At 71.7% G+C, this 10263-nt stretch carries 6 protein-coding genes; 4 read left to right on the plus strand and 2 right to left on the minus strand.

Annotation, left to right across the window (positions count from 1 at the left end; all coding sequences use genetic code 11):
- Nucleotides 1-142 precede the first annotated feature (142 nt).
- Nucleotides 143-970, minus strand: a complete 828-nt coding sequence (locus AOK01_RS01085; protein ID WP_055507352.1) for a sulfurtransferase — start codon at nucleotides 968-970, stop codon at nucleotides 143-145.
- A 353-nt stretch (nucleotides 971-1323) separates the two neighbouring features.
- Between AOK01_RS01085 and AOK01_RS01090 the strand changes: the two genes are divergently transcribed.
- The 4 genes from AOK01_RS01090 (at nucleotide 1324) to AOK01_RS01105 (ending at nucleotide 9495) form a co-directional block, all read left to right on the plus strand.
- Nucleotides 1324-2118, plus strand: a complete 795-nt coding sequence (locus tag AOK01_RS01090; RefSeq protein ID WP_055507354.1) for a VOC family protein — start codon at nucleotides 1324-1326, stop codon at nucleotides 2116-2118.
- Nucleotides 2119-2275: 157 nt separating this feature from the next.
- Nucleotides 2276-5503, plus strand: a complete 3228-nt coding sequence (locus AOK01_RS01095; RefSeq protein ID WP_055507356.1) for an NACHT domain-containing protein — start codon at nucleotides 2276-2278, stop codon at nucleotides 5501-5503.
- A 269-nt stretch (nucleotides 5504-5772) separates the two neighbouring features.
- Entirely contained in the window at nucleotides 5773-7905 is a 2133-nt protein-coding gene (locus AOK01_RS01100; protein ID WP_055507358.1) for a hypothetical protein, read from the plus strand.
- Between the two features lie 6 nt (nucleotides 7906-7911).
- A complete protein-coding gene (locus AOK01_RS01105) occupies nucleotides 7912-9495 on the plus strand; it encodes an ABC transporter substrate-binding protein (RefSeq protein WP_055507360.1) in 1584 nt (527 codons plus the stop codon).
- A gap of 35 nt (nucleotides 9496-9530) precedes the next feature.
- Here the strand turns inward: AOK01_RS01105 and AOK01_RS01110 are convergent, their stop codons facing one another.
- Nucleotides 9531-10181 (minus strand): thymidine kinase, encoded by a 651-nt coding sequence (locus AOK01_RS01110; protein WP_055507362.1) that lies wholly within the window; start codon nucleotides 10179-10181, stop codon nucleotides 9531-9533.
- Nucleotides 10182-10263: the final 82 nt, after the last annotated feature.

Below are 10263 nucleotides of genomic sequence, written 5' to 3' on the forward strand. Positions count from 1 at the left end.
CTCGGTGCGAGCCCTTCCCGCTCCTGTCCGCCCCCGCGCACCGACCCGCGCGTCCTCAGCGGCTTGCGCGTTCTTGTCGGTCCGCGCGTCCTTGTCTGCCCGCGTGTCCTTGTCTGCCCGGTCGGCCGCCGCGTCCGTGGGGTTACTGCGGGTCGGGGCCGGTCGCGACCGGGCGCCCGTCGTCCTGGGACCACTCCGACCAGGAGCCCACGTACAGCGCGGCCGGGATACCCGCGACCGCCAGCGCGAGCACCTCGTGCGCGCCGGAGACACCCGACCCGCAGTAGACACCGACCTCGGAAGTGCCGTCGGCACCCAGGGACTTGAAGCGGTCGGCGAGTTCACCGGCCGGCCGGAAGCAACCGGATTCGGCCACATTTCCCGTGGTCGGCGCCGACACCGCGCCGGGGATGTGGCCGCCGACCCGGTCGATCGGCTCGACGTCGCCGCGGTAGCGTTCGGCCGCCCGCGCGTCGAGCAGCAGACCGGTGCGGGCCAGCGAGGCGGCGCCGTCGGCGTCCAGCAGGGGCACCGCTCCGGGAGCCGGTACGAAGGTGCCGGCGGCCACGTCCCGGCGGCCGTCCTCGACCGGTCCGCTCCAGGCCGCGAAGCCGCCGTCAAGCACACGCACCGACGGGTGACCCGTCCAGCGCAACAGCCACCAGGCCCGTGCGGCGGCCCAGCCGAGCCCTCCGTCGTACACGACGACATCGCGGTCCGCGGAGACTCCGGCCGCGCGCATGGCTCTGCCGAACACCTCCGGGTCGGGCAGCGGATGCCGGCCCGCCGCACCGGCGGGAGCGGCGAGTTCGGTGTCCAGGTCCACGTAGGCGGCCCCCGGAATGTGGGCTTCCGCGTAGACGTGGCGCAGGTTCGGGCCGCCCAGCTGCCAGCGGATGTCCAGCACGACCGGGGGGTTCGGCCCCGCCAGGTCGCCTGCGAGTCGGGATGCGGAGATGATGGCGTTCATGGCCACCATCCTCGCGCACGGGGTGGCTACATCGTCCGGGCCCGGCTACTGTGCTCCGCCGGACCGGCCCGACCACCCGGCGTACCGGAACGGGCACACGCTGTACGACGGACACGCACCGCAGGACGGGCACACACCGTACGGCCGTCGGACACGCACAGGCAATCGCGGGGAAACGGATGGGCAACAGGAATGCGGGCACCCTTCCGCCGTGGGCCCTTCGGCCGGGACGCGGTGCGGCACCGGTGGTGCGACCATCGGCACCGGGTGCCACGCCCACGGGCGGCGACGGCGGACCCGGTTCGGAAGCGGAAGCGAAGCGGCCCCCATGAGGCGCCGAGGAGAGGGTGACGATGACCGAGGCACGGGGGTCGGCCGGCCTGAACGGCACTGCGTACGCGCCCGGCACGCCCTGCTGGGTGAGTCTGATGGTGCACGGGACGGCCGCGACCCAGGAGTTCTACGGGGAACTGTTCGGCTGGAAGTTCCAGCCCGGCCCGCAGCACCTGGGTCCCTACGTGCGGGCGCAGCTGGACGGGCAGGAGGTGGCGGGCATCGGCCAACTGCCACGGGACAGCCAACTGCCCGTGGCGTGGACGCCCTACCTCGCCTCGGACGACGTGGACCTGACGGCTGAGACGGTCCGGCACTGCGGCGGCACGGTCGGCGTCGGTCCGCTGGACGCCGACGACGCCGGCCGCCTGGCGATCGCCTCGGACCCCTCAGGCGCCGTGTTCGGCGTCTGGCAGGCCGCGGCCCACCTCGGTGCGGGCCTCGCCGGGGTGCCCGGCACCCCCGTCTGGAACGAGCTCGTCACGCGGGACGGCGCGGGTGTCACCAGGTTCTACGAGACGGTCTTCGGCCACGAGGCGAAGCCCTCGGTCTCCGCCGGCTCCGACTACGTCACCCTCCACGTCGAGGGCCGCCCGGTGGCCGCCATCAACGGCGTCGGCGCCGCCCTCCCGCGGGACCGCGGCGCCCACTGGATGACGTACTTCGAGGTCGTCGACGTGGACGCGGCCGTGGCCCGGGTCGTCTCCCTCGGCGGCCACGTCGTCGAGCCGGCCCACGAGGGCCCGCACGGCCGGGTCGCCTCGGTGGCCGACCTGGAGGGCGCGTCGTTCTCGCTGGTACGCACGAGCCGCTGAGCCGGCGTCCGGGCACGTGGGCCCCTGCTCGGCCGACCCGGTGATCGGCCACGACAGCCCTTAGGGTGGGTGGCCGGGTGGGTTGTTCTCAGGGCCTGTGGGTCGAGTGTCTGTGGGTCGGGGACCGGCGCGTGTCGGCGCCGGTGAGGGAGGCGCTGTGGACGGCGGCACGGTGGGACTGCGGATCGCGTCGGCAGTGGTCGTGCCGGTGCTCAAACGCCTGCTGCTGCCGCCCGCGAGCGCACCGGGGGCCGAGTTCGGCGACCGCCCCGTACCGATCCGCCGGCTCGTGTCCTTCACCTCCTTCGCCAAGGAGCACCGCACGCTCACCGAGGACGATTTGCACAAGGTGGCCCGCGAATTGGTCCGCCGCGCCGTGCGGGCCGCCGGACCGCACGATCCGCCGATCGGCGCCGACGAGCACGACGCCGTGGGGCAGGCGCTGACCCGCACCCTGCACGCGCTCGGCGATCTCGACATGGACGACGTCCACGCCTTCGCGCTCGGCCCCGAGAGGCTCGCCGCGGAACTGTCCAGGAGCGCGGGCCCCGACACCCGAAGGCTTCTCAGCGAGGACGCCGCCCGCTTCCACGACCGGCTCCTGGAGACGGCCTGCGTGCATCTCGTGCGGTTCTTCAGCCGGCGGCCCGGGTTCGCTGCCCGCGCCCAGATCGAACAGAGCCGCGAGATGCGGGAGCAGAGCGAGAAGCTGGACCGGATCCTGCGGCAACTGCCGGACATCAGCAGCCAGGACGCGCAGTTCGAGGAGGAGTACGCGCGCTATGTCGTCGAGTTCCACGGCAGGCTCACCATCTACGGCGTCGACCTGCGCGAACCGGACGGCCACGACTGGCCCCTGGAAGCCGCCTACCTGAGCCTGGACGCCCTGCCCTACCGCGACGGAGCCGATCCCGTTCCGGTGGTGGCCGGCGAGCCGGGCACCGACCGCGACGCGGAGGTCGAGCGGGCCGCGTGCCCGGCCGAGGAGGTCCTCGCCGACCACGAGCGCGTACTCCTCCGCGGGGTCGCGGGTACCGGCAAGACGACCCTGGTCCAGTGGCTGGCCCTGGCCACGGCGCAGCAGGAGCGGGTGCCCGGCGCGCTGTCGCAGCTGTTCGGACGGGTCCCCTTCGTCCTGCCGCTGCGCACCCTGGCGCGCAAGGGCGCCGAACTTCCCCTGCCCGAGGACTTCCTGCGGTGGATGGGCTGCCCCCTTGCGGGCACGGAGCCCGACGGATGGGCCGCGCGGGTGCTGCGGCACGGGCGCGGCGTGCTGCTGATCGACGGGGCCGACGAGATCCCGAAGGACGACCGGACCCGCACGCGGGCCTGGCTGAAGAAGCTGCTCGCCGTCTTCCCCGGCAACCTGTGGCTGCTCACCTCCCGTCCGTCGGCCCTCGAACGGGGCTGGCTGGCGCGCGAGGGCTTCCAGGAGTTCGCGCTCGCCGCGATGCGGCCCGCCGACATCAAGCAGTTCGTGCGGCGCTGGCACACGGCGGCGAACGCCTCGGAGCAACTCGGCGAGTCGCTCACCCTGTCGCTGCGCAGCAGTTCCGAGTTGAGCCGCCTGGCGACCAATCCCCTGATGTGCGGCCTGATCTGCGCCCTGCACCGGGAGCGCCGCGGGTTCCTGCCGCAGGGCCGTGCCGCCCTGTACGAGGCGGCGCTCTCCATGCTCCTGGAACGGCGCGACGTGGAACGCGAGGTGTACGGCCGCGGCCGCCCGGCACTGGACCAGAGGTCGGCGACGGAACCGCTCCAGCGACTCGCGTACTGGCTGATCCGCAACGAGCGGACGCAGCTGGACCGGCCGGACGCGGTGGACGTGGTGCGGCGGTTGCAGCCGTCCGTGCCCCGCCTCGCGGAGGTCGGGACGGCGGAGGACGCCCTGCAGTACCTCCTGGAGCGCTCCGGGCTGCTGCGCGAACCCGCCACCGGCGCCGTGAACTTCATCCACCGCACCTTCCAGGACTTCCTGGGCGCCAGGGCCGTACTGGAAGAACGTGACATCGGCATGCTGGTGAGCAACGCGCATCTGGACCAGTGGGAGGACGTGGTCCAGATGGCCGTCGCGCAGGCCCGCCACCAGGAGCGCGCCGATCTGCTGACCCGCCTGCGCGAACGGGGCGACCGGGAGCAGGACCCGGCGGTGCAGGCACGGTTGCGGCTCCTCGCGCTCGCCTCCCTCGAACAGGCCACCCGCCTCGAACCCGCGGTGCGCGAGGCCATCGAGGACCGGGCCGCGCGGATGCTCCCGCCGCGCAGTCTGCGGGAGGCCAGGTCACTGGCGCAGACGGGACCGCTGCTCCTCGGCCTGCTGCCGGCGGCCAAGGACCTGGTGGGTGACGAGGAACTGGCCACGGTGCACGCCATCTGCCAGATCGGCGGGGACGCGGCCATCCCGAGGCTCCGGGAGTTCCTGGGCACGCGCCAGCCCGCGGTACGCACGCAACTCCTCGGCCACTGGGACCGGTTCGACACGGCCGTGTACGCCGAGGAAATCGTGCGGCCACTCCTCGAAACCGCCCCCGACGAAACCGTCACGGTGCGTTCGCACGCCGAACTCGACGCTCTGCGCACCATGTCCGGGTACCAGCGCGTGGGGCTGCACGGCGACTTCGGCCCCGAGGAGATCCGCACCTCGCTCGACCCGCGCCGGCTGCGCGAGCTGCGGCTGCGCGACACCCTGCAGTTGCAGGATCTCGACCTGCTCTCCGCCTACCCCGAACTCGAAACACTCGTCCTGCGCGGGTGCCGCAACGTCAAGGACCCGGCGCCTCTGACGCGGCTGCCGCGCCTGCGGCGACTGGAACTGCGGGATCTCCCCCGGTTCGAGCCCCTGCTGAAACTGGCGGAGTGCCCGCGGCTGGAGGCTCTCCTCATCGGGCCGGAAGTCCCCTGGCGCGGCCTGTCCGACCTTCCTCGTGCCATCGAACTGCGCCTACTGTCGCTTCCGTCGGCGGCGGCGCAACTCTCGGGCATCGTGGTGTGCCGCGAGCTGGAGGACCTGCGCCTGCACGACGCGAGCGAGCGACTGGCACCGGACCAGTGGGGCCTGCTTCTCGGCACGTTGCCGAAGCTGCGCAAACTGACTTTGTCCTCGCAACAGTTGAGCATCCTGCTGTTCGCCCCGCGCACCGAGATACCCCAGGTCACCCACCTCGATGTGCGGGCCGGGGCCGGTTCCGCCGTGCCGCTGCGGCGGATCGTCCGGCGCCTTCCGGGGCTGGAGGAGATCCGCCTGTCGCAGGCCGCGGAGCTGGACCTGTCGCCCCTGGCCGGACTGCTCCGACTGCGCCGGGTGCGGCTCTCCTACCCCGGTGAGGTCCGCGGGGCGGATTCGCTGCCCCAGAACGTCGAGTTGGACATCCATCCGCGTCCCTGACGCCCCGTGCGCCATCGGTCGGCCCGAACACGCGTATGGGCCGGGTCCTGTGGGTCTTCGCCGGACAGGGCCCGGCGGGCACAGGTGGTAACCACCTGGTAACGCAGGCCCGGGAACACCTGGCAAGATGTTTGCGGGAACGGTAAATTCTACGCCTCCAGGCGCAATTGGTCCGAGTCCGCGCCTTGTGTCTCGGCGGACGGTGCCGCCCGCCTCCGAGGCTTTTTGCCGCTGGGCAGCGCAGGGCGACGGAAGCGGGACGCAGCCAGATGCACGTACCGGAGGGAGCGCCGCTCTACGGCAGGGACCCGCTGCTGCGTTCGCTCGTCCCCCGGCTCACGGGCCTCGCCTACGACGAGAGGTCCCGTACGGTGCGGGAGCACCAGGGCGATCTGCCGGTGGTGCTGGTGACGGGGCATCACGGCATGGGGCGTACCGCCGTACTCGACGAACTGGCGTCGCGCTATGCCGGCCGGCTGCCCCTCGCCCGGGTGCGGGCCGTGCCGGCCGAATCCGAAGTCCTCCCATCCGCTTCGGCCGACGGCACCGCTCCTGTCGCGTCGACACTCGCCGGACTCCTGACGGAGCTGGTGTGCGGGCTCGGGCCCGGCCTTCGCCGGCACTTCCCGGTCCTGGTGCCCGGCCTGTTCGCCGTCTCCGGCTGGCACCGCGGCAACGCCGAGCAGCGGGACGCGGCGTGTCTTCGGTGCGCCCGGCTGCTGCTCGCCTGCCGTCTCGCCGGCGGGGACGAGAACGCGCTGCGGCACACATGGGCCACCGCGGTCGAGGGGCGTCTGGAGGCCGTCGAGGCCGTCAATGCTGTCAACGCGAACGTGGATACGGGCACGGACACGGACGCGGACACAGACGCGGGCACGGATACGGACGCGGATACGGAGCAGAGCCGGCAGGCGCTCGGCGGCGCCCTGGTGGCGGAGTACGTCGACCGGTATCGGCCGACCGCGGCCCAGGAGTGGTATCGCAGCCGTTTTCCGCAGGGTGTGCGGGAACGGGATCCGCTGGTGGTGCTCGGTGAGTGGTTCCGGCAGGGCGGCGACTACCGGCACGCTGCCGAGCAGAGTCTGGTGGCCGCCTTCCTCCATGACGTCGCCGCCTCCTACGGCAGGCTGCAGCGGTGGAACCGTGAACCCTGGCCGCTCGTCCTGCTGGACGACGCGCACTGCGCGGCGGGCAGGGACTTCCTCCAACTGCTCCTCGAACACCGGGCGCTGCCCGAACGCCCCGATCACGAGGAACTCGTCGTCGTGGCCACGCGGCTCGGCGGTCCGCCGGACGGCACACCGGACGCCGTCCGCCGCGACCTCGCGGAACTGGTGCGATCCTCCGGCTGGGAGCGCAAGGGCCTCGCCCCGTCCGCCGGCCTGCTCACGGTCCCCCTCACCCCGCTGGCCCGGGACGACATCCTGCCCCTGCTCGTACGGGACCGGCCCGCGCCGCCGCTCCACCCTCATCTCGCCTCCGCCGTGCACTCCCTGACCGGCGGGCATCCCGCGGTGACCACCGTGCTGTGCGCGGCGGTCCTGGACGCCACCGAGCGGGGCCGCAGCGTGGGCCCGCGGGACCTCCTCGGCCTCGGCACCGGGGACGGCCGCCCGGTCGGCGAGGCAGTCCTCGAACGGCTGCTGCCGGACCGGCGCCAGCGCGACCGGCTGACCATGCTCTCGCTCGCCCGCGACAGCACGGCGGCCGAGGCACTGGCCGACCATCTGCGTCTCCAGGGCCCCGACCAGCTGCCCGCCAACTCCGCCACCGACTACCTCGAAGACCAGCAGTGGCAGCAGCACACCGACCCGGACCGGCCGTTGGTCACCGACCCCCTGTTACGCACGCTGCTCGTGCACGAGGCGCGCCGCACCACCCAGGGGGCCGCCGACGGCCGCGGCTGGCATGAGATCCACCGTTTTTTACAGTTGCACCACGCTCAGCGCGGCGAGAGCGGCGAGGCGGACGCGCTCCGGCACATGCTCGCGGCCGGGAACGCCGAGACGGTGGTGGCCACGCTGACGGAGGAGTTCCAGTCGGAGCAGGACGAACAGGCCGCCTCGCACTGGCTGTTGTGTCTGCGGTACGCCGCCACGGCTCCGACGCCCCCCACCGGCGAGTGGACCGACGAACGTACACAGGTCGCACTCGGCGCGCACGACCGCCGGTACTCGAATCTGCACGAGATCGAACGCTGCGTGAACCGGCTGCTGCACGCCCAGTGGCACGTGTCCGAACCGCACGCCCAGCCGGACCCCGACATGTGCAGGGCGGTCGGTGAAGAACTGGCGTTCCTCTCACCGCGACACCCGTCCTGGCACGCCGTCCTGAGCCAGGCCGCCCGCAGTTGGCCCGTGGCGGCACGGCAGAAGCGCCCCTTCCCCATCCCCGGTCAGTGAGGAAGCATGCTGGTCCGTCTGTTCCGTCGTCATCCTCGCGAGTGGGGGCCGGTCGAGTGGACGGCCGTCGTGGGACTCGGTGCGCTGATCGCCGTGACGATCACCGTCGTCGTCGGCGTCGCGCGCGGCCCCGGCAGGTGCGGTGACGATCTGCGGGAGATCAACGGAGACTGCGTGGGCGTCACCGAGAAGGCCTTCGAGGCGGACCCCGGCATCGCGAGTCTCATCAAGGCGGTCGCGCAGGAGAACGCCCGGGTGAAGCAGGGCTGGGAGTCCCCGCCGAGCGGCCCGAAGATCCCGTACGTGCGTATCGCGCTGATGATGCCCTTCACCTCGGACGAGCACAGCGCGATGACGACGGACATGATCCGCCGTGGGCTCGCCGGTACGCTGGCCGCCCAGCGGCAGGCCAATCGTTCCGGCGGACCGCGCTTCCAGTTGCTGCTCGCCCCCGACGGCCGGAACCTCGACGCCTGGGAGCCCGTCGTCGCGCGGTTGGCCCAGCTGGCCGAGGACACCGAGGCGCCACTGGTCGGCGTGTCCGGCATACCGAGCAGCACACCGGAGACCCGTAAAGCGATCACCGCGCTCAGTGCGCGCAAGATCCCCACCGTCGGCCCTGTCATCACCGCGGCCTCGATGAACTCCCCGTACTTCTTCAAGACCTCGCCCAACAACGACGAGTTCGCCCGCGCCCTCAAGCTCCACCTGGGCGACAAGCCGACGCGACAGAAGGGCTTCCTGGTCTGGGACAACCGCAAGGACGACGTCTACTCGCAGAATCTGCGCAGCGTCTTCGAGAAGCACTTCGCCGAAGAGTACGACCTGACCGACCACAGCTCGAACTTCGTCGGCTCGTCCGGAACCGACCAGGGCGTCCCCCAGCGGTTCGACGACGCCGTGCAGAAGATCTGCCAGGAGAAGTCCGACATCGTCTTCTTCGCCGGCCGCGACCAGGACCTGCCCGCCCTCATCGAACAACTGGCCGAAAAGGGTTCCTGCGAGCGCACCACGCCCGTGCGCATCCTGAAGATCGGCATCGGCCTGGAGCCCACCCTCACCACGGAGGCGCTCACCCGACGGCTGGCCGAGGCCAAAGCCGTGATCGTCAACGCGTCCTCCGTCGATCCCGCCTGGGGGGACGGGAAGAAGAACCCCGGTAAGGGACTCGGCCCCTTCCTCGACCTCTTCAAGGAGATCGAATCGCAGCACGAGCTGGGCGACAAGCCGCTCGACGACGGTTACGCCTTCATGTACCACGACGCCTTCGCGCTGCTCACCAACGCCGTGGACCGTACCGTCACCGAGCTCGACCAGGACGACGGACAGACCTCGAACACCCTGCCCGTCCCCACCAAGGACGACGTGTACAACACGCTCATCCTGCCGAGCATCGCCGACGGCTCGTGCAGCATCAACAACTGCCTGATCGGCGCCGCGGGATCCTACGGCTTCGAGGGCCCGGGCGAGAACGACCAGTGGGCCGTGTGCAAGCCGGTACCCATCGTCGTGCACCCGCCGGGCGAGCAGAGCCCCGGTCCCCTGTACCGCACCTACCGCGGCGATTCCAGGAGCGCCTGTCCCTCATGACGACGGAACGGGGGCCACGGCAAGGAGCCACGCCGTCAAGCCGGCGTGACCGGCAGGACGTCGGGGGACAGCGCGCTCGCGCGGGACGCGGCACTGGTCATCCGCCGGAGGTGGTGACGGCGGCACAAGACCTCGTAACCGGTCTCCTCCACCGGACGGTTGACGTCGCCGACGACGACCTGGGCGCCCTCGACGACCATCTCACCGCCCACCGTCCGCGCGTTGTGCGTCGCCCGGGCTCCGCACCAGCACAGGGCCTCCACCTGGAGGGCCTCGATCCTGTCGGCCAGCTCGATCAGCCGCTGCGAGCCGGGGAAGAGCTTGGTACGGAAGTCGGTGGTGATGCCGAAGGCGAAGACGTCGAGTTCGAGGTCGTCGACGACCCGCGCCAGCTGGTCGATCTGGTCCGGCGCGAGGAACTGCGCCTCGTCGACGATCACGTAGTCGACCCTGCCGCCCTTGGACAGCTGATCGACCAGGTACCCGTACACGTCCATGCCCTCGGTGGCCTCGACCGCCTCCGTGACCAGGCCGAGGCGCGAGGACAGCTTCCCCTCCCCCGCCCGGTCGTCCCGCGTGAAGATCACACCCTGCAGCCCGCGGGCCGAGCGGTTGTGTCCGATCTGGAGCGCCAGAGTGCTCTTCCCGCAGTCCATGGTTCCGGAAAAGAACACCAGCTCAGGCATGGGAGGTCGAGCACCTTTCGGCAAGAGTGGTTCGTGGGCGGACGTGGGCGGGAACGGGACGGGGATCGGTATCGGTATCGGG

Origin of the sequence: Streptomyces aurantiacus, from assembly GCF_001418335.1 — a bacterium.
GTDB lineage: Bacteria > Actinomycetota > Actinomycetes > Streptomycetales > Streptomycetaceae > Streptomyces > Streptomyces aurantiacus.

Bases quoted from the DNA above. Each gene is read 5' to 3' on its own strand.
- AOK01_RS01110 (WP_055507362.1), bottom strand. From the start codon at position 10,181: ATGCCTGAGCTGGTGTTCTTTTCCGGAACCATGGACTGCGGGAAGAGC.
- AOK01_RS01090 (WP_055507354.1), top strand. From the start codon at position 1,324: ATGACCGAGGCACGGGGGTCGGCCGGCCTGAACGGCACTGCGTACGCG.
- AOK01_RS01100 (WP_055507358.1), top strand. From the start codon at position 5,773: ATGCACGTACCGGAGGGAGCGCCGCTCTACGGCAGGGACCCGCTGCTG.
- AOK01_RS01105 (WP_055507360.1), top strand. From the start codon at position 7,912: ATGCTGGTCCGTCTGTTCCGTCGTCATCCTCGCGAGTGGGGGCCGGTC.
- AOK01_RS01085 (WP_055507352.1), bottom strand. From the start codon at position 970: ATGAACGCCATCATCTCCGCATCCCGACTCGCAGGCGACCTGGCGGGG.